Annotated in this window: 18 protein-coding genes; 13 read left to right on the top strand and 5 right to left on the bottom strand. The window is 68.2% G+C overall.

The genetic code is table 11. The features are described 5' to 3' along the window. Nucleotides 1-30: 30 nt before the first annotated feature. Nucleotides 31-870, bottom strand: a complete 840-nt coding sequence (locus WKB25_RS15455) for a phosphatase PAP2 family protein (protein WP_340571652.1) — start codon at nucleotides 868-870, stop codon at nucleotides 31-33. A 233-nt stretch (nucleotides 871-1,103) separates the two neighbouring features. Between WKB25_RS15455 and WKB25_RS15450 the strand changes: the two genes are divergently transcribed. Continuing rightward, complete coding sequence (locus tag WKB25_RS15450) at nucleotides 1,104-1,988, top strand: hypothetical protein (protein WP_340571651.1); 885 nt, start codon at nucleotides 1,104-1,106, stop codon at nucleotides 1,986-1,988. An 11-nt stretch (nucleotides 1,989-1,999) separates the two neighbouring features. After that, nucleotides 2,000-3,199 (top strand): DUF4785 domain-containing protein, encoded by a 1,200-nt coding sequence (locus WKB25_RS15445; RefSeq protein WP_340571649.1) that lies wholly within the window; start codon nucleotides 2,000-2,002, stop codon nucleotides 3,197-3,199. A 46-nt stretch (nucleotides 3,200-3,245) separates the two neighbouring features. On the opposite strand, the gene WKB25_RS15440 is transcribed toward WKB25_RS15445, so the two are convergent. Then, nucleotides 3,246-4,004: an ATP-binding cassette domain-containing protein gene (locus WKB25_RS15440; RefSeq protein ID WP_238379500.1), complete on the bottom strand. Its 759-nt coding sequence runs from the start codon at nucleotides 4,002-4,004 to the stop codon at nucleotides 3,246-3,248. 215 nt (nucleotides 4,005-4,219) lie between these two features. Here WKB25_RS15440 and WKB25_RS15435 point away from each other — a divergent pair, with 215 nt between their 5' ends. The 6 genes from WKB25_RS15435 (at nucleotide 4,220) to WKB25_RS15410 (ending at nucleotide 11,359) form a co-directional block, all read left to right on the top strand. Beyond that, complete coding sequence (locus tag WKB25_RS15435; protein WP_340571648.1) at nucleotides 4,220-5,422, top strand: fatty acid desaturase; 1,203 nt, start codon at nucleotides 4,220-4,222, stop codon at nucleotides 5,420-5,422. Then, nucleotides 5,419-5,754 carry an EF-hand domain-containing protein gene (locus tag WKB25_RS15430; protein WP_180164696.1) on the top strand — a complete coding sequence of 112 codons (336 nt, stop codon included), beginning with the start codon at nucleotides 5,419-5,421 and terminating at the stop codon, nucleotides 5,752-5,754. Before WKB25_RS15435 ends, WKB25_RS15430 begins: the two co-directional genes overlap by 4 nt. A 19-nt stretch (nucleotides 5,755-5,773) precedes the next feature. Then, nucleotides 5,774-6,586, top strand: a complete 813-nt coding sequence (gene mutM, locus WKB25_RS15425) for a bifunctional DNA-formamidopyrimidine glycosylase/DNA-(apurinic or apyrimidinic site) lyase (RefSeq protein ID WP_340571647.1) — start codon at nucleotides 5,774-5,776, stop codon at nucleotides 6,584-6,586. A gap of 69 nt (nucleotides 6,587-6,655) precedes the next feature. Beyond that, a complete protein-coding gene (locus WKB25_RS15420) occupies nucleotides 6,656-7,222 on the top strand; it encodes an ECF-type sigma factor (protein ID WP_099819461.1) in 567 nt (188 codons plus the stop codon). 18 nt (nucleotides 7,223-7,240) lie between these two features. Continuing rightward, nucleotides 7,241-9,706: a serine/threonine-protein kinase gene (locus WKB25_RS15415; RefSeq protein WP_340571646.1), complete on the top strand. Its 2,466-nt coding sequence runs from the start codon at nucleotides 7,241-7,243 to the stop codon at nucleotides 9,704-9,706. 48 nt (nucleotides 9,707-9,754) lie between these two features. Then, on the top strand, nucleotides 9,755-11,359 hold the full coding sequence (locus tag WKB25_RS15410; protein ID WP_340571644.1) for a glucan biosynthesis protein D: 1,605 nt from the start codon (nucleotides 9,755-9,757) through the stop codon (nucleotides 11,357-11,359). A 37-nt stretch (nucleotides 11,360-11,396) separates the two neighbouring features. Here the strand turns inward: WKB25_RS15410 and WKB25_RS15405 are convergent, their stop codons facing one another. Continuing rightward, nucleotides 11,397-12,101, bottom strand: coding sequence for a sel1 repeat family protein (locus tag WKB25_RS15405; RefSeq protein ID WP_340571643.1), 705 nt, complete (start codon nucleotides 12,099-12,101; stop codon nucleotides 11,397-11,399). Nucleotides 12,102-12,199: 98 nt separating this feature from the next. Next, complete coding sequence (locus tag WKB25_RS15400; protein WP_099819678.1) at nucleotides 12,200-12,820, bottom strand: thymidine kinase; 621 nt, start codon at nucleotides 12,818-12,820, stop codon at nucleotides 12,200-12,202. Between the two features lie 102 nt (nucleotides 12,821-12,922). Here WKB25_RS15400 and WKB25_RS15395 point away from each other — a divergent pair, with 102 nt between their 5' ends. Beyond that, entirely contained in the window at nucleotides 12,923-14,899 is a 1,977-nt protein-coding gene (locus tag WKB25_RS15395) for a UvrD-helicase domain-containing protein (protein WP_340571642.1), read from the top strand. Between the two features lie 264 nt (nucleotides 14,900-15,163). Beyond that, a complete protein-coding gene (locus WKB25_RS15390) occupies nucleotides 15,164-15,688 on the top strand; it encodes a GNAT family N-acetyltransferase (protein ID WP_340571641.1) in 525 nt (174 codons plus the stop codon). 73 nt (nucleotides 15,689-15,761) lie between these two features. Here the strand turns inward: WKB25_RS15390 and WKB25_RS15385 are convergent, their stop codons facing one another. Then, entirely contained in the window at nucleotides 15,762-16,415 is a 654-nt protein-coding gene (locus tag WKB25_RS15385; RefSeq protein WP_100554314.1) for a DUF480 domain-containing protein, read from the bottom strand. A 100-nt stretch (nucleotides 16,416-16,515) separates the two neighbouring features. On the opposite strand from WKB25_RS15385, the gene WKB25_RS15380 reads away from it, so the two are divergent. The 3 genes from WKB25_RS15380 to WKB25_RS15370 all read left to right on the top strand — a co-directional run bounded on the left by WKB25_RS15380 (nucleotide 16,516) and on the right by WKB25_RS15370 (nucleotide 19,202). After that, nucleotides 16,516-17,436 (top strand): 5'-nucleotidase, lipoprotein e(P4) family, encoded by a 921-nt coding sequence (locus WKB25_RS15380; RefSeq protein WP_340571640.1) that lies wholly within the window; start codon nucleotides 16,516-16,518, stop codon nucleotides 17,434-17,436. Further along, nucleotides 17,433-18,158 carry an orotidine-5'-phosphate decarboxylase gene (pyrF, locus tag WKB25_RS15375; protein WP_340571639.1) on the top strand — a complete coding sequence of 242 codons (726 nt, stop codon included), beginning with the start codon at nucleotides 17,433-17,435 and terminating at the stop codon, nucleotides 18,156-18,158. The genes WKB25_RS15380 and pyrF overlap by 4 nt, the downstream gene beginning before the upstream one ends. A 219-nt stretch (nucleotides 18,159-18,377) precedes the next feature. Continuing rightward, nucleotides 18,378-19,202 (top strand): serine protease, encoded by an 825-nt coding sequence (locus WKB25_RS15370; protein ID WP_340571638.1) that lies wholly within the window; start codon nucleotides 18,378-18,380, stop codon nucleotides 19,200-19,202. Nucleotides 19,203-19,256: the final 54 nt, after the last annotated feature.

Below are 19,256 nucleotides of genomic sequence, written 5' to 3'. Positions count from 1 at the left end.
CGCGTCCACCGGGCATTGCCCGGCGCGCGCTTACAGCGCGCTCTGCGGGCGCACCTTCAGCACCGCGTTCTCGGTGGCGCAGTCACGGCTGGAATGCAGGCCGGCCTTGCGCGCGGCAGCGATTTCCTTGCGCGCAGCCAGCAGGTCCTTGTTGAACGCGGCGTTGTCATGCAGGCGGGCGACGGCAGCCGCGCCCATGAAGCGGCCTTCGAGGATGTCACTCTGCCAGTGCACGTTGCACACCAGGCGGCTCTCGCCGTAGTTGCGGCCACGTGCCTGGATGGCGTCGGCGCGGTCCGGTGCGATCTCCGACAGGATCAATGCCCATGCCCAGCCGATCGAGGTGTGGCCGGACGGATAGGAACCGTTGCTGCGCAGCCCCTCCTCATCCTTCGGCGAGCAGGTCGGCTCGCCGTTGACCATGAACGGACGCGGGCGCTTGTACATGTTCTTGGCGGCCTTGGTGGCAGCACTGGCGTCGATGCGGCTGCGCTCCAGCAGGCGGTACAGGGCCGGGGTCTTCACTGCATCGACGTCGATGTCGGCGGCGCAGGAAAAGTGGTTGGCACCTTGCGGGAAGCCCAGTTCGGCATCGATACCGGCCTGGGCGAAGCGCGGGCTGCCGCGCAGCGCGCGTGCCTCGCGGCTGACCTGCTCATCCAGCGCGAAGGCGGCCGAGCCGGCGGCCGGTGGCGCCGGCACCAGATCGATGCTGGCCGGCACTGCGCTCTTGTCCAGGTAGCCCACGGCCTTGGTGGTGATGTTGGCTTCGACGGCGGTCGGCTTGCTGGCGGTGGCGGCACAGCCGGCCAGCGACAGCGCGATGGCCAGGCCGAGCAACGGACGGGCAGGGGGGAGGATCGACGACATGGGCAGACTCGGGCTGGGAACTCGCCGGCCATGATCGCAGCCTCGATTGTCGGCCGCAGCGTCCATCGGTCATATGGCCAGACCCGGCATGGTCAGCCGCTGGGCGATGAAAACAGTCATCAAGTGTCGGCAATCTCCTGAATCCGGGCGCAGCGCACGGACTTTCACGCGCTGCCGCCATGAGCATCAGGTCACAGCCGGGCCGGGGGGATCCGCTGAAAGGGAGAGAAGCGATGCGCAGCACCGCAACAGGAAGTACAAGTACCGTCCTGGGCCTGGTCCTGGGGCTGGCGATCGCCCCGGCGCAGGCCGCCGATGTCTACGGCGTGGCCTTCGTGCATGGCACCGGCGCGCAGACCAATGCCACGCAGGACTACTGGCAGCCGGCGATCATCGACACCGTCCGCCAGGGCCTGCCGAACAGCAGCAACTACGTGGTCATCAACTGCGACTTCACCCAGTACATGTGGAAGCCGGAAGCGGCCGGCTGCCTGGCCAACCAGCTCACCGGCTTCATCGACAGCCGTGGCATCACCCAGCTGGTGGTGATCACCCACTCCAACGGCGGCAACGTGATGCGCTGGATCCTGTCCAACCCCACCTACGACAGCCGCTACCCGAAGATCATCAACCGGGTGCGCAAGGTCACTGCGCTGGCGCCCTCGTCGGCAGGTACGCCGCTGGCCGACGCCGTGCTCAACGGCAATACCTTCGAAACCTCACTGGGTTGGCTGCTGGGCTACAAGAGCGATGCTGTGCGCATGCAGCAGGTGGGACACATGGCCACCTACAACGCGCAGAACCTGTACGGCACCGCCGGCCGCCCGGCCCTGCCCAAGCCGTTCCGCGCGGTGGTCGGCAGCGATGTCGAATCGGCGGTGTGGGACAGCAACAGCTACTGCGGCGGCTACTCCGCCAATGTTGGCCTGGAGTTCACCCAGAACTGGCTGTCGTCGTGCTCGGACGGTTTCCTGGAATGCAGCAGCCAGAAGGCAGCCGGCACCCTGTGGTTCACCGACAAGGCGCGCACCCAGGGCGCCGAGCCGCTCAGCCACAACCAGAGCCGCCGCGAGTGCTTCGGCCTCGGCAGCATCCTGCGCAACGACCTGACCCAGTGAGGGAGATGACCATGAAGATCCATTCCACCTTGCTGGCTACCGCCGTGCTGGCGGTCCTTTCCACCGCATCGGCGCAGGCCGCGCAGCCGCTGCGCGTTGCCGCCGGCGACCAGATTCCCGCCGGCCTGGTTGCCGCGCCGCTGCCGGCCGATGAAAGCGAGCACGCGCCGCTGGCCTTCGCCTGGGCGCTGGACCCGGCGCAGCCACTGCAGGCCCCCGGCCCCCAGGCCGCCATCAGCCGCAGCTACTGGCAGCAGGTCGACGGTGCCGAGCTGCAGCGCGGCCTGGAACTGCCGCTGAGCGCAGCGGATGCGGTGATCCAGCTCAGCCCGGCGCCGGGCGCCCGCGCGCTGCCGGCCAGCGCGCTGCAGGTGCGTGATCCGGCGGGGCGCAGCAGCGTTGCGCGCAGTGTCGACGCACGCCAGCTGCAGGATGCGGGCATGCCGGTCAGCGATGGCAGCAGCATGCTGCGCACCGGTGCCACCAGCGCAGCCGGTGCTTACCGCCTGCAGAGCGCGCAGGCGCAGGGCCGCTACGTGGTGCAGGTGCTGGAGCCCAACAGCCCGCTGCGGTTGGAAGTGCAGGCCAGCCAAGCACAGGTGCTGGCCGGCGGCAGCGTGCAGCTGCAGGCGCGTCTGCTGGAAGACGGGGCCAGCGCGGCGACGCTGCGCGCACGACGGGGCAGCCTCGGCGGTGAAGCGCTGCTGGTCGCACCCGATGGCCGCAGCTGGCCGCAGCGGCTGCTGCGCACCACCGATGGCAGCCTGCGCGCACAGGTAAGGATTCCGGCCGAGGCCAGCAACGCCCAGGGCCTGTGGGAGCTGCAGGTGTTCGCCCAGGCCGACGGCGTGCTGCGCGATGGCAAGGTCGCCTTCGCGGTGGCCAGGCCGACTGCCCGCTTCGTCGGCCAGGCCATGCCCGATCCGGCCAGCCGCCAGGTCAGCCTGCCGCTGCAGGTGGCCGCCGCCGGCCGCTACGAGGCGCGCGGCACGCTGTATGCCACCGCAGCCAACGGCCAGTTGCAGCCGGTGGCGCAGGCCCACGCCGCCGCGTGGTTCGATGGCCCGGGCCGCGGCGCGCTGGTGCTGCCGTTCGACCAAGCCGCGTTGCCTGCAGGCTTCGGTGCACCGTACGAACTGCGCAACCTGCAGCTGCAGGACCAGAGCCGGATGGCACCGATCGAGTCGCGCGCGCTGGCGTTGCGGTTCTGAAGCAGGGCGTGGCGGGCCGGATGTCCGGCCCGCCACGGAGGCGCTGTCACCCCGCGTAGGCGGTCAGCCGTCCCTCCTGTTCCACCACCGTGATCGCGCCGCCGAATACGGCCGACAGCGGCTCGTCGCGCAACAGTTCGGCGCGCGCGCCATCGGCCACCACGCGGCCGTCGCGCAGCAGCACCACCCGCTCGATCTCGGGAATCACTTCCTCGATGTGATGGGTGACCAGCACCAGGGTGATGCCCTGCTGGGCCAGCACGCGCATGGTGGCGATCAACTGCTGGCGGGCCACCAGGTCCAGCCCGGTGGAGGGTTCATCCAGCAGCAGCGCCTGCGGCCGGTTGACCAGCGCACGGGCGATCAGCACGCGGCGGGTCTCGCCGGCCGACAGTTCGGCGTAGGCACGCTCACGCAGGCCCGACGCACCGGTCATCGCCAGGGTCTCGCCCACCCGCACGCGCATGTCGGCAGTGACCTCGCGGAAGGCCGGCACCATGTAGCTGGCGAAGAACCCCGACAGTACCGCCTGCTCCACCGTCAGCCCCGGCATGTCGGCCAGGTTGCTGCTGAGGTCGCCGGTGACGATGCCCAGCTGCGAACGCAGCCGGTCGACCTGCCAGCGGTTCTGCCCCAGCACCTTCACCGCCACCGTGCCGTCGGCCTGCGCCAGCGGATACAGCTCGCGGGTGATCAGCTTGATGAAGGTGGACTTGCCACAGCCATTGGGGCCGAGCAGGGCGGTGTGCTGGCCCTGCGCGATGCGCAGGCTCAGCCCGTGCAGGACCTTCACCTGGCCGCGCATCACGCTGGCGCGGTCCAGTTCGATCAAGGGCGGCAGGTCCCCGGCGGATGGGGCAGGGTCTACGGCGCGGATGCGCGGATCAAGGCTCGACAACACGGGTCCCCAACTGTGAACGAAGCCACGGAATGGCGCTGCCAATCCAGCGGTGCAGGGTGCAGTTTGCAACGCAAGCGCCCATGATGTCTTCCATACCTGTGTCGCTCCGGAGAGCCGCCATGCCTGATGCCCTGATGTCCCTGCTGACCGGTGGCGTGCTGGGCCTGGGTTGGTGGCAGCTGGCCCTGGTGCTGCTGGTCTTCACCCAGCTCACGATCTTCTCGGTCACCCTCTACCTGCATCGCAGCCAGGCGCACCGGGGCGTGGACTTCCATCCGGTGGTCGCGCATTTCTTCCGCTTCTGGACCTGGCTGACCACCTCGATGATCACCAAGGAGTGGGTGGCGATCCATCGCAAGCACCACGCCAAGGTGGAAACCGAGGACGACCCGCACAGCCCGGTCACCCGTGGCATCGGCCAGGTGTTCTGGCGCGGCGTGGAGCTCTACCGCGAAGCACGCGGCATGCGCGAGGACATCGAACAATATGGTCGCGGCACGCCGGACGACGCCATCGAGCGTCGCCTGTATACCCCGTATGCCACGTTCGGCCCGGTGCTGCTGTTTGCGATCAACACGGTGCTGTTCGGCCTGCCGGGCATCGCCCTGTGGGCGATCCAGATGGCGTGGATTCCGTTCTGGGCCGCCGGCGTGGTCAATGGCCTGGGCCACTGGTGGGGCTACCGCAACTACGAGTCGGCCGACACCTCCACCAACCTCACCCCATGGGCGTTCTGGATTGGCGGCGAGGAACTGCACAACAACCACCATGCGTTCCCCAGCTCGGCGCGCTTTGCGATGCGACGCTGGGAGTTCGACATCGGCTGGAGCGCGATCCGCCTGCTGCAGGCCCTGCGCCTGGCCAAGGTATTGCGGGTGGCGCCGGCCATGGACGTGCGCCCGAACATCGCCGTTCCCGACGCTGACACCCTGAAAGCCCTGTTGTCGCATCGCTTCCAGGCGATGACCGACTACCAGCGCAATGTGTTCATGCCGGCATTGCGCGAGGAAGCACGACACGCCGGTGCCAAGCTGCGCCGGTTGCTGCCGCGCAGGCTGCGCCGTGGCCTGGTCAACGACGGCCGCTGGTTGCAGCCGGACAGCCGCGCGCAGCTCAGCGAATGGGTCGCCCAGCGCCCGCGTATCCGTACCCTGGTGGAATATCGCGCGCGCCTGGCAACGCTGCTGGAAGCGCGTGGCCACGATGCCGCCGAGCGTCTGCGCCAATTGCAGGCCTGGTGCCGCGAGGCCGAGGAAAGCGGCATTGCCGCGCTGCAGGCCTATGCCGCGCGACTGAAGGGTTACACCCTGGTGGGCGGATGAAGGCTGCGCTGACGGTGTTGTTGCTGGTCGCAGTGTGGGCGCCTGCCGTGCAGGCCCAGGTCAGCGACACCGCCAGCTACCTGCAGCGCATGGACAGCGACGGCGATGGCAAGGTCAGTGAAGCCGAGTACCTGCAGTGGATGCTGTACGCCTTCGATCGCATGGATCGCAACGGCGATGGCGTGCTGAGCGCCGATGAGCTGCCCGGCGGCAAGGGCAGGGCCATCAGCCGCGAACAGCAGCGGCAGACGATCGTGCAGCGCTTCCACAAGCAGGACGCCAACGGCGATGGGTTCCTGGATGCGCGCGAACTGGCTGCACCACCACGCTGAGCGGGCATAGAATCGTCCCATGCCCGAACTGCCCGAAGTAGAAACCACCCGCCGCGGCCTGGCGCCGCACCTGCAGGGCCGCCGCGTGCACGGGGTGATCCTGCGCCGTGCCGATCTGCGCTGGCCGATCCCGCCGGAAGTGGCCGAGCTGCTGCCCGGCCAGCGCATCGAAGACGTGCGCCGCCGTGCCAAGTACCTGCTGCTGGATACCGCCATCGGCAGCGCCGTGCTGCACCTGGGCATGTCCGGTAGCCTGCGCGTGCTGCCCGGCGACACCCCGTTGCGGGCACATGACCATGTGGACATCAGTCTGGACAACGGACGCCTGCTGCGCTTCAACGACCCGCGCCGCTTCGGCAGCCTGCTCTGGCAGCCGGCCGGCGAAATCCATCCGCTGCTGCAGGGGCTGGGCCCGGAGCCGCTGGACGACACCTTCGACGGCGACTACCTGTTTGCCCGCAGCCGCGGCCGCAGCGCGCCGGTGAAGACCTTCCTGATGGACCAGGCAGTGGTGGTCGGCGTGGGCAACATCTACGCTGCCGAGAGCCTGTACAAGGCGGGCATCAGCCCGCTGCGCGAGGCCGGCAAGGTCACCCGCGAGCGCTACCGGCGGCTGGCCACGGCAGTGAAGGAAACGCTGGACTACGCCATCACCCGTGGCGGCACCACCCTGCGCGATTTCATCAGCCCCGACGGCGCGCCGGGTTACTTCGAGCAGGAGCTGCTTGTCTATGGCCGCGATGGCCTGCCGTGCCCCGGCTGCGGCCGCCTGCTCAAGCACGCCATGATCGGCCAGCGCGCAAGCGTGTGGTGCAGCCGCTGCCAGCGCTGAACGTCTTCATGCGCTGCACACGCACAGCGCTATAGTCCAGCCGACATCCGCTGCGGGGGAGCGTTGGCGATGGACGAAGGCCCGGACATCACTGTGTGGCTGGATGCTGCGCGCGGCGGCGACCGTGCCGCGCTCGACCGCGTGCTGACCACCCTGTACCAGGAGCTGCACAGCATGGCCCGGCGGCAGTTGGCCGGGCAGCAGGGGCGCACCCTGGATGCGACGTCGCTGGTCCACGAGTCCTACCTGAAGCTGTTGGGCAGCCGCGGTGCGGCGCGCTTCGAGGACCGTTCGCACTTCTTCGCCTACGCCGCATCGTCGATGCGCAGCGTGGTCGTCGATTACGCGCGCAACCGCTTGGCGCGCAAGCGCGGTGGCGACCTCAAGCGGGTAGCCGAGATTCCCGAGAACAGCAGCAGCGGCATTCGCCTGGACGAGGATCTGCTGGCCCTGGACGTGGCGTTGGAACGCCTGCAGGCCGTCGATGCGCACCTGGCCAAGGTGGTGGAACTGCGCTATTTCGCCGGGCTGTCGGAGCTGGAGATCGCCGAGCTTAGCCAGCGCTCGGAACGCAGCATCCGCCGTGACTGGCAGAAAGCACGGCTGTTCCTGCTGGCCGCGATGCGCAGCGACTGAGTCGCCGCCACCCACATCATGGATACCGCCCGCTGGCAGCAATTGTCGTCCTGGCTGGACCAGCTGCTGGAGCTGGCACCTGCCGCCCGCCAGCTGCGCCTGCAGCGCTTGAGCGCGCAGGATCCCGCGCTGGCACGCGAGTTGGAACACCTGCTGCAGCAGGAGGCCGACAGCCACGAGTTCATGGCCCAGCCGCTGTGGACCGCCACACCGCCGGGCCGCGCTGGGAGCGAGGTCGGTCCCTATAGGTTGCTGCACCCGCTCGGCGAAGGTGGCATGGGCGAGGTCTGGCTGGCCGAGCGCTGCGATGGCCTGTATCAGCGCCAGGTTGCGCTGAAGCTGCTGCGCAGTGGCGTGGCCGACCCGGGCCTGCGCCAGCGCTTCGGCCGCGAGCGGCAGATCCTGGCCCGCCTGCAGCACCCGCACCTGGCACAACTGCTGGACGCCGGGGTGGACCAGCACGGGCAGCCGTACCTCGCGCTGGACTACGTGGAAGGCGAGCCGATCAGCGACTACTGCCGGCGTCTGCAACCGCCGCTGGAAACACGGCTGCAGCTGATGCTGCAGGTCTGCGCGGTGGTCAGCCATGCGCATGCCAACCTGGTGGTGCACCGCGACCTCAAGCCCTCCAACATCCTGGTGCGCGCCGATGGCACGGTGAAACTGCTCGACTTCGGCATCGCCAAGCTGCTCGACCACGACGACCCGAACGCGGGCCATCCGGCTACCGAGGTCCGGGCTTTCACCCTGCACTACGCCGCGCCGGAGCAGGTGCGTGGCGAGGTGGTGACGACCCTGACCGATGTCTATTCGTTGGGCGTGGTGCTGTTCGAGGTGGTCACCGGGCACAAGCCCTATCGCCTGCGCCGGCATAGCGATGCGGAATGGGAGCGCTCGATCCTGGATGTGCAGGCACCGCGTGCCTCGGCGCTGCTGCAACGGCGGGCTGCAGAGCCGGGAGCACCGAGACGGGCACTGCTGCGGCAGGCCAGGCGACTGCGTGGCGATCTGGACGTGCTGCTGGAAAAGGCTCTGCAGAAAGACCCGCAGCAGCGCTACAGCTCGGCCGAGGCGCTGGCCGGTGACCTGCGCCGTTACCTGCAGGGACAGCCGATCCAGGCGCGACCGCCGGGGGTGGGCTACCGGGTGCGCAAGTACGTGGGCCGCCATCGCTGGGGCGTGGCGCTGACCGGGCTGGCCGCGCTCGCCCTGCTGGGGACCACGTCCTTCGCCCTGTGGCAGTTGCGCCAGACGCGCGAGGAAATGGCCCGTGCGCAGGCCATGCAGGATTTCACCGTCGGCCTGTTCGACAAGGCGGCCAGCCAGCGTCACGGTCATTTCGACGTGCCGCAGCTGCTGGCCACCGGCCAGCAACGGGGCGAAGCCGAACTGGCTGACCAGCCGCTGGCGCTGGCTGAGCTGCAAGGGGTGATCGGCCGCCTGCGCATCGGCCTGGGCGACTACCAGCTGGCGCTGCAGACCCTGGACCAGCAGCGCCGGCTGCTGCAGGCGGTGGGCGAGGTACCGCCAGCGCTGCAGATCGAGGCGGTTACCCAGCGGGGGCGCGCACTGCGCATGCTCGGCCGCGGGCGCGAGTGCCTGGCGCACCTGCAGCCGCTGCAACCGCTGGCGGCCAGCCAGGCGGCGGCCTTGCCGGCGGCCGTGGCCGAATTCCACAGCCAGCTGGGGCGGTGCCAGGCCCAGCTGGGTGACGCCGATGCGGCGCGACGTTCGTTCCAGCAGGCGCTGGCGCTGCGCCACCAAGGGATGGTCGAGCGCTTCGGGCGTGCGGAATCACTGGCCGACCTGGCCGCGCTTGACGCCACCGCTGGGCGCCTGCCGGCCGCGCTGGCCGGGTACCGGCAGGCGCTGGCCCTGCTCGGCCAACGCGCCGACGCCAGCAGCCCGCAGGTGATCAGCCTGCACCGGCAACTGGGCGATGTGCTGGCCCGCCAGGGCGACACCAAGGCGGCAGCGGCCGAGCTGGAGCTGGCCTGGCAGGCAGCACAGGATGCATGGGGCCCGCGCCACCCGGAGGCGCTGGTGGTACGCCGCGCACGCGCGCTGCTGGCCCTGCAGCGTGGCCAGCACGCGCTGGCCGGCCAGGAACTGCGGCAGGTGCAGGCACAGCTGCTCGGCGCCCTGGGCCCGGATCATCGTGAGATCGGCTACGGCGAATTCGCCTTGGGGAAATGGGCCAGCGCCAGCGACGACCCCTCGGCAGCGGCGGCGCACTACGCCCGTGCAGTGGCGATCTGGCGCCAGCCTGACCACGTCGCCTTGCTGCCGCAGGCACTGCTGGCGCAGGGGCAGGCCCTGCAGGAGGCCGGCCAGACCGCACAGGCCCGCAGCGTGCTGGCCGAGGCACGACAGCTGCTGCTGGCCCAGCGTGGGCCACAGGCGCCGGCCCTGCACGAGCTCGATGCCCGCCTGGCGGCATTGGCGCAGGCTGAACAGGGTATCGAGTCCACCGCTGCCCGTTAACGTTTGTCTGCCTATGATGGCCGACCTTCCCTTTGCTCCCGCGCCTGCATGCAACGACGCGACTTCATCCGCAATGCCTCCCTGGCCTTGGCCGCCTTCGGCCTGCCGTCACTGCCGGCCTGTGCGGCCAGCAAGAGTGGCCAGCTTGGGCTGCGCCGGCTTGGCCAGCCGCAGCCGTTCGATTTCGCCACCCTGAAGGGCCAGGCGCGCGCGCTGGCGCAGGCGCCGTACAAGAGCCACAAGCGGGTGCTGCCAGGCAAGCTGGAAGCGCTGGACTGGGATCAGTACCAGTCGATCGGCTACCGCCAGGACCATGCCCTGTGGGCCGACCAGCCGGGAAAATTCCAGGCCAAGTTCTTCCACCTGGGCCTGTACTTCCATTCGCCTGTGCGCATGTACGACGTGGTCGACGGCAAGGCGCAGGAACTGGCCTATGACGGCGCCGCGTTCAACTACGGCAAGAGCGGGTTGAAGAATGGTGAGCTGCCGGCCGACCTCGGCTTTGCCGGGTTCCGACTGAACACGCGCAAGGATACCGACCGCGATTTCGCTGCGTTCCTCGGTGCGAGCTATTTCCGCGCAGTGGGCAAGGAAGGCCAGTACGGCCAGTCCGCGCGCGGCCTGGCCATCGACACCGGCATGGGCAAGCCCGAGGAATTCCCGGACTTCATCGCCTATTATCTGGAACAGCCTGCGGCCGACTCGGACACCATCATCGTCTACGCGTTGCTGGATTCGCCCAGCGTGGCCGGTGCCTACCGTTTCGCCGTCACCAACGGCGATGTGCTGCTGATGGACATCGACAGCGCGTTATATCCGCGCAAGACCATCGAGCGGCTGGGCATCGCCCCCTGCACCAGCATGTACCAGGTGGGCGAGAACGACCGCCGCATGGGCTGGGACTGGCGCCCGGAGATTCACGATACCGATGGCCTGTCGCTGTGGACCGGCGCTGGCGAATGGATCTGGCGGCCGCTGCTGAACCCGCGCAACCTGCGCTTCAACATGTTCGTCGACCGCAATCCGCGTGGCTTCGGCCTGCTGCAGCGTGACCGCAACTTCGATCACTACCAGGACGACGGCGTGTTCTACGAGAAGCGTCCGTGCCTGTGGGTGGAGCCGAAGGGCGAATGGGGCGAGGGCTCGGTGCAGCTGGTGGAGATTCCCACCGTCGATGAAACCTTCGACAACATCGTGGCCTTCTGGAACCCGAAGGAAAAGCCGCAGCCAGGCCAGGAACTGCTGGTTGGCTACCGGCTGTACTGGGGCGCACAGCCGCCGGCGCATACGCCGCTGGCCCACTGCGTGGCCAGCCGTACCGGCCTGGGCGGGGTGATCGGCAAGAAGCGGGAGTACTTCTCGTGGCGTTTCGCGGTGGACTTCGACGGCGGCGAACTGGCCAGCCTGATCGACAAGGCTGACGTCGAAGCGGTTGTCGAAACCAGCCGTGGCCGGGTGGAGATCGTCTCGGCGCGGCCGTTGCGCGAGATCAAGGGCTACCGCGCGATGTTCGACCTGGTGCCGCCGGAGGGCAGCACCGAGCAGATCGACATCCGTCTGTACCTGCGCAGCGGCGGCAAGACCCTGACCGAAACCTGGCTGTACCAGTACACCCCGCCACCGGCCGGTGCGCCGGAGCGCACGCTGTACTGAAGTAGAGCGGTGCCGGCCAAGCGCCGGCACCCTCGATTCATGGCTTGGCGTCGGTGGCGTGCGATTGCGTAGGCACACCCACTTCCACCGTGCCACGGCGGATCTTCATCCAGGTTTCGTCCTGCCAGCGCTCGTACTGCTTCGGATCCCAGTACTTGGGGTCATACAGGCGGTCGGCCTTGATCGTGCGGGCTATGCCGCCGTCCATGTACACGATGTCCACATTGTTGGACATCGAGCCTACGCGGCTGCCGGTCATCTCGCGTCGTCCCTTCCTCAGTACTTCGGCCATGCGCGGGCGCGCGACCTCGTCGCCATATTCGGCGCGCAGCGCGCTCGCCTGCGCCCGTGCGGCATCGTGCTGTTCCAGCGGCAGGGTCGCCCAGTACTCGTTGCGCAGGTCCACGAACAGCGGGTAGCCACGTTCGGCGGCGACGTCCATCCACGCATAGGCCATGACCGGATCGCGTGGCTGTTCGACGCCATACCAGTACATCTCCCCCAGGTAGCCCTGCGCGGGCTTGTCGGCATAGCGTGCGGCCAGCCGGAAGTTGTCCATCGCGCCGTTGACGTCGTTGCGGCGCAGGGCGTTGACGCCCCACTGCCGATACATCATGTCCGGATGGCTGTCCATGAAACCAGCACCGATCACGGCCGCGTCCTCTTCGCCGGACGGACGCTCGGCCGCAGTGGCGAACAGGGGCAGGAACAATACGGGAAGCAACAGCAGGGCGGGGCGCATGACGGACATCCAGTTCGGCAGCAGGTAGTGCCGCAGCCTAGGTCCGACCACGCGGTCTTGTAAACCGCAGGACGTCATGGCCGGTGAAGGGCCATGCACTACAACGGCAGCGGCGCCTGCGCCGGATCGATCCGGCCCTCGCCACGGGTGATCTTCTTGAACTCGGCGCGGCTTACCGACACGTAGCGCTCGTTGCCGCCGATCTCCACCTGCGGGCCGTCCTGCACGGCATGGCCGTGTTCGTCCACGCGCACGGTCATGGTCGCCTTCTTGCCGCTGTGGCAGATCGTCTTGATCTCCTGCATCTCGTCGGCCCAGGCCAGCAGGTATTGACTGCCCTCGAACAACTCGCCGCGGAAATCGGTGCGCAGGCCATAGCACAGCACCGGGATGCGCAGCTGGTCGACCACTTCGCTGAGCTGCCAGACCTGGCTGCGGCTGAGGAACTGCGCCTCGTCCACCAGCACGCAGCCCAGCGGCCCGTTGGCCTGCAGATCCTGCGTGACCCACTGCTGCAGGTCGGTGTCGCGTTCGAAGGCCATGCCGTCGGCGCGCAGGCCGATCCGCGAGGCGACCACGCCAGCACCGGCACGGTCGTCCAGGCGCGGGGTCAGGATCGCCACGCGCATGCCGCGCTCGCGGTAGTTGTGCGCGCTCTGCAGCAGGGTGGTGGTCTTGCCGGCGTTCATCGCCGAATAGTAGAAATAGAGCTTGGCCATCGGCCGATTGTACGACGCCACCCGGCACCGGCCGAAGCCGTTCAGCAAGCCCACCGGCCGGCGGCTGTGGCCGCCATCAACGCCCGCTACAATCCCACCCCAATGCACGGTCTCAATCCCCCCCAAGCTGCCGCCGTCCTCCACATCGAAGGACCGCTGCTGGTGCTCGCCGGCGCCGGCAGCGGCAAGACGCGCGTGATCGTGGAAAAGATCGCCCATCTGATCGGCTGTGGCCGCTACCCGGCCAAGCGCATCGCCGCGATCACCTTCACCAACAAGTCGGCCAAGGAAATGCGCGAGCGCGTGGCCAAGCGCCTGCGCGAGCAGGATGCCGATGAAGTGACCATCTGCACCTTCCATGCGCTGGGCCTGAAGTTCCTGCAGATCGAGCATGCCGCGGTCGGGCTCAAGCGCGGCTTCTCGATCTTCGATGCCGATGACGCGGCCGCGCAGATCAAGGACCTGATGCACGGCGCCAAGCCCGACGACATCGAGGACATGAAGAACCTGGTGTCGCGCGCCAAGAACGCCGGACTGTCGCCGGAGCAGGCGATGGCCGCTGCGCGCAGCAACCGTGAAAAGGAAGCGGCCGGCATCTACGAGCGCTACCAGTTGCGCCTGAGCGCGTTCAACGCCGTCGATTTCGATGACCTGATCCGGCTGCCGGTGCAGATCCTGGAAGAGAACCCGGACATCGCGCTGGCCTGGCGCGAACGCATCGGCTATCTGCTGGTCGACGAATGCCAGGACACCAACGATGCCCAGTACCGCCTGCTCAAGCAGCTGGCCGGTGACAAGGGCAACTTCACCTGCGTGGGCGATGACGACCAGTCGATCTACGCCTGGCGTGGCGCCAACCCGGAAAACCTGCAGCAGATGGGGCGCGATTACCCGGCGCTGGAAATCATCAAGCTGGAGCAGAACTACCGGTGTTCCAACCGCGTGCTGCGCGCGGCCAATGCGCTGATCGCCAACAATCCGCACGAACACCTGAAGAAGCTGTGGAGCGACCAGGCCGATGGCGAGCGCATCCGTGTGTGGGAGTGCCGCAACAGCGAACACGAGGCCGAGAAAGTCGCCGCCGAGATCGCGTTCGTGGCGCAGACGCGCAACGTGCCGTGGAGCGATTTCTGCATCCTGTTCCGCGGCAACTTCCAGTCGCGTCCGCTGGAAAAGGCGATGCAGCTGCTGCGTATCCCCTATCACCTGACCGGTGGCACCATGTTCCTGGAGCGCCAGGAAGTGAAGGACACGCTGGCGTGGCTACGGCTGCTGGTGAATCCGGACGATGACACCGCGTTCCTGCGTGCGGTGCAGTCACCCAAGCGCGAGGTCGGCGCCGGCACCCTGGCCAAGCTGGCCGAACTGGCCTCGGAAAAGGACATGCCGATGGCGCAGGCCGCCGAAGCGATCGGCGCGCTGCAGCAGCTGCCACCGCGCGCGGCCAACAGCCTGGCGCGCTTCACCGACATCCTGCGCGACCTGCGCGCGCAGACGCGGCAGATCAGCTCCGGCGACATGATCCGCAAGGTGGCCAAGGAATCGGGCCTGCTCAGCGAGCTGCGCCAGCAGGCCAAGGAAGAAGCCAGCTACCAGCGTCGTGCCAACAACATCGAAGAACTGGCGCAGTGGTTCGAGGGCGGCCCGCGTGGCGCCACCGCTGCCGATCTGGCCGGCCAGCTGGCGCTGTTGTCGCGCAGCGACAAGGACGAGGGTGGCAACCAGGTGCGGATGATGACCATGCACGCCTCCAAGGGCCTGGAATTCCCGTACGTGTTCATCGTCGGCTGCGAGGATGGCGTGCTGCCGCACCAGGTCAGCCTGGACGAGGGCAACCTGCAGGAAGAGCGGCGCCTGCTGTACGTGGGCATCACTCGCGCGAAGATCCAGCTGTGGATGAGCTACAGCAAGCTGACCCGCAAGTTCGGTGAGCATGTGCGGTTGAAGCCGAGCCGCTTCTTCGAGGAAATCCCGGCCGAGGAGATCCAGCGCGATGGCGCGGATCCGGTGGCGGATGCGGCGCGGAAGAAGGAGCGGGCGACGGCGGGGTTGGCGGCGATCGAGGCATTGTTCGACTAAGGCGCTCCAACGGCGCCGCCCCTCGTGGCTGGCGCCGTTCGCAGTGCATGTGTGCTTGGCCGGGTAGATGGGCTGCGCAGGGGACGCTGCAAGTACGTCCCTGTAAGCTCGGTCGCCGCATCCATGCGGCTCACGCCCCTGCGCAACCCATCTACCCGGCCTTGGACAGGTTCCGTGCGCGCCAGCCACGGAAAATAAAAAGAAAATCAAAAGCAACAGCCGGGGGCTGAGGCACAATCGGGGCTTCTGGCTGGAGGTTTGTCCGTGCACCCGATTGAAAGCGAACGCCTGCGGCTGCGGGCCATTGAACCGGACCGGGATGCGGCTCCGATGCTGGCGCTGCTCAACGATCCGGGTTTCGTGCGTTTCATCGGTGACCGCAACGTGCGCGACGAAGAGCAGGCGCGCGAGTACATCGCCCTGCGGGTGCTGCACAGCTATGCGTTGAATGGCTTCGGCATGTATGCGATCGAGCGGCTGTCCGATGGCGCGTGGCTGGGTAATGCCGGGCTGGTGCGGCGTGAGGGATTGCCAGCGCCGGATATCGGCTACGCGGTGCTGTCGGAATTCGCGGGGCAGGGCTATGCCAGCGAGGCGGCGCGGGCGGTGTTCAATCACGCACGCACGGCGCTGGGCCTGCAGGATCTCTACGGCATCACCGATCTGGACAACGTCGCCTCGGCGAAGGTGCTGCTGGGCCTGGGCATGCACGAGCGCGGGGTCATCCAGCTGCCGGGCATCGACAGCCCCAGCCGCCTATACGCCACGCTCGGCGCGGCCGAGGTTTGATCGTGGTGGGTGCCGACCGTTGGTCGGCACCACAGAGTGCCACCGTGCCGACCAACGGTCGGCACCCACCGCCTCAGCCGCCGCGCAGCTCGGCCAGCTGGGCCTGCAGCTCGGCCACGGCCGCTTCCAGCTGGGCCACGCGCTCAGCCAGGCCGGGGTCGGCCGACTCGGCACCGCCGCCACTGCTGGCGTACTTCGCTGCCAACGCCGCGCCGTCCACCTCACCGCACAGCAGGTGCATGTAGCGGTCTTCGCGCTGGCCGCTGGCGCGCGGCAGCACCACCAGCAGGGCACGCTGCTGCAGGCGCTCGATGGCGTGGCGGGCTTCGTCGGCATCGGCGAAGCGGTGCAGGCGCTCGGCACGGGTGACCAGTTCGCCCAGGGTCTGCGGCCCGCGCAGCAGCAGCAGGGCCAGCAGCACGGTCTGCTGCCGGGTCAGGTCCAGCGCGCTCTGCAGGCGGTGCTCGTAGCGGTCGGCGCGCGAGGAGAAGTGCTGGCGGGCCAGGCCCAGCGTCTCCAGCTGACGCAGCGCATGCTCCACGCTGCCGGCGCTCACGTTCATCACCGGCTCGCGGGCGGTCTTCTGGTTGGCGGCCGATTGCGCGGCGTTGACCGTCAGCGGGTAGGTGTCCGGGGTGGTGGCTTCCTTCTCCACCAGGCAGCCCAGCAGGCGCGCCTGTACGGCATCCAGCAGCGGAACGTCGGGGGTCTGGGCAGGGTCGGTCATGGCGGCTTCCGGAAGACAACAGGTCAACCACCAAGCATAGCCGTCCCGGAGGCGCCTTTGCCGGTAAAATGGGCCGGTATATCTGATTGCCGGTGAATCCATGCGTCGTCCCGTTTCCTTGTCCCTGACCCTGCTCGCCACTGCGGTGCTGGGCCTGTCCGCCTGCAAGCGCGTGGAAGCGCCTGCCGAAGCCGCCACCCCGCAAGCGCCGGCCGCGGCCGCCAAGGCCGACGGCGCCCTTGACGCGACTGCCAACGACAACCTCAACGCCGTGCTGTGGATGCAGCGCGCGCAGGAATACAAGGCGATCACCGAGCAGACCTACCGCGCCGCCGCCGACCACCTGGACGTCGCGCTGAAGGAAGCCCACTGGGATGCGCTGGTGCCGGAAGAGCGCGGCAACGACGCCAAGGGCCTGAAGCCGGCCGTGGTGCTGGACGTGGATGAGACCGTGCTGGACAACTCGCCCTACCAGGCGCGCCTGGTGCGTGATGGCAAGGAATACGACGAACTCAGCTGGGACCAGTGGGTCGCTGAAAAGAAGGCCAAGGCCATTCCCGGCGTGGTCGACTTCGCCAAGGCCGCCAACGCCAAGGGCGTGACCCTGCTGTACATCTCCAACCGCGCCGTACACCTGAAGGACGCGACCCTGGCCAACCTGCGCGAGCAGGGCCTGCCGGTGGCCGATGACAGCGTGTTCCTCGGTCTGGGCACCGTGGTTGAAGGCTGCGAGCAGGCCGGCAGCGAGAAGAACTGCCGCCGCCGCCTGGCTGGCCAGAAGTACCGCGTGCTGATGCAGTTCGGCGACCAGCTGGGTGACTTCGTGGAAGTGACCGCCAACACCAATGATGGCCGCGACGCGCTGCTGCAGCAGTACCACGACTGGTTCGGCGAGCGCTGGTGGATGCTGCCGAACCCGACCTACGGCGGCTTCGAGCCGGCGCAGTTCAACAACGATTACGCGCAGTCGCGCCAGGCCCGCCATGACGCCAAGCGTGCCGCCCTGGACTACGCGCCATGAGCCGCGCCCCGCTGCCGCTGCGCGACGACGAGCGTCTGATCTTTGCGCTGGACGTGCCTGACCGCGTGCAGGCGCTGGAGTGGGTCGACCGCCTTGGCGACAGCGTGGCGTTCTACAAGATCGGCATGGAACTGCTCGCCTCCGGTGAGTACTTCCAGGTACTGGACGAACTGGCACGCCGCGACAAGCGGGTGTTCGTCGACCTGAAGTTCTTCGATATCCCCGCCACCGCCGCGGCGGTGATCAAGCGCCTGTCGCAGTGGCCGGTCAGCTACGCCACCATCCACGGCTGGCACCCGGCGATGATGGAGGCCTGCGCGGCCGCCAACAGCGGCGACATGCGCCTGCTGGCGGTGACCGTGCTGACCTCGATGGGCCGCCCGGACCTGGCGCAGATGGGCATCGACCGCGAGCCGGTGGAGGTTGTGGTCGAACGCGCGCTGGCTGCACAGGCTGCTGGCATCGACGGCGTGATCGCCTCCGGCCAGGAAGCGGGTCCGATCCGTGCCGCGACCGGCACCGGTTTCTCGATCATCTGCCCGGGCATCCGCCCCGGTGGCCCGGTCGGCGATGACCAGAAGCGCACCGTGGGCGTGGCGCAGGCCTTCGCCGATGGCGCCGATGCCATCGTGGTCGGTCGTCCGATCCGCCTGGCGTCCGATCCGCAGGCCGCAGCACGGGCGATCCAGCAGGAAATCGCGACGGCTCTGGCCGCGCGCTGAGCCCCGCTCCGACGGCGGTCACGCCGGCACCACGAACGCCATCCCACCGAATGCGGGGTGGCGTTCGCATTTGTGCCCTTTGCCCTGACGCACCCGACCCCAGCCCGGGAAACTGTGCACCACATCGCGCTGCGCGGGTGGAGCGACCTCTATCAATCGATGCACCAGCACGGACCGCGGCCGTGCCGGTTCCAACCATCGACAGAGGAATACACGGATATGTATCGCAGCACCTCTTTGCTGTTCGGCAGCCTGTTGGCCGCCGCCATCGTCTTTCCCGCTGCGGCGGCACCCCAGCCCCGCGAAGCGCCGCGCATCATCGGCGGCGAGGCCGCCAGGCCCGGTGACTACCCGTTCATGGTCAGCATCCAGCGCCTGGCGTTCGGTGACAGTGACCACGGTCGCCACTGGTGTGGCGGCACGCTGATTTCCCCCTCATGGGTGCTGACGGCCTCGCACTGCGTGGACGGCGATCGCCCCGGTGATCTGGCCGTGCTGGGGGGCGTTACTGCGCTGTCCACTGAACCGTCGGCACGCGCATCCAACGTCACGGCCATCCACATGCATCCGGCGTTCAACAGCGGCAATTCGCTGGAGCATGACGTCGCCCTGATCCACCTGGATACGCCGTTGGCCGATGCGCAGCCGGTGGCGCTGCGGTTGCGGCCCGATGCCAGCTATCTGAAGCCCGGCAGGCAGTTCACGGTGATCGGCTGGGGCGACACCGATATCGGTGCCGGGCGCCTCTATCCCACCCAGCTGCAGACGGTGCAGACCCCGTTCGTGCCCTTCGCCGAGTGCCAGCAGGCGTACGCGGGTGAGCTGGCACGCGGCAAGGTCATCTGCGCCGGACGCGAGGGGATCGACAGCTGCCAGGGCGATTCCGGTGGTCCGCTGCTGCTGCGCCTGCGCGAGGGCTGGACCCAGTTCGGTGTCGTCAGCTGGGGCGAAGGCTGCGCGCTGGCCGGCTACCCCGGCGTTTATGCCCGAATCGCCGAAAAACATGCCGTAGATTTCATAGAAGCGGTCTGGCAACGCGATTGATTCAATAAAATCAATAAGTTGAATTATGTTTTGTCATGTGTTGCATTAACTTTG

This window comes from Stenotrophomonas sp. G106K1, from assembly GCF_037969685.1.
GTDB lineage: Bacteria > Pseudomonadota > Gammaproteobacteria > Xanthomonadales > Xanthomonadaceae > Stenotrophomonas > Stenotrophomonas lactitubi.
This window is presented reverse-complemented; position numbering and strand designations above follow the sequence as displayed.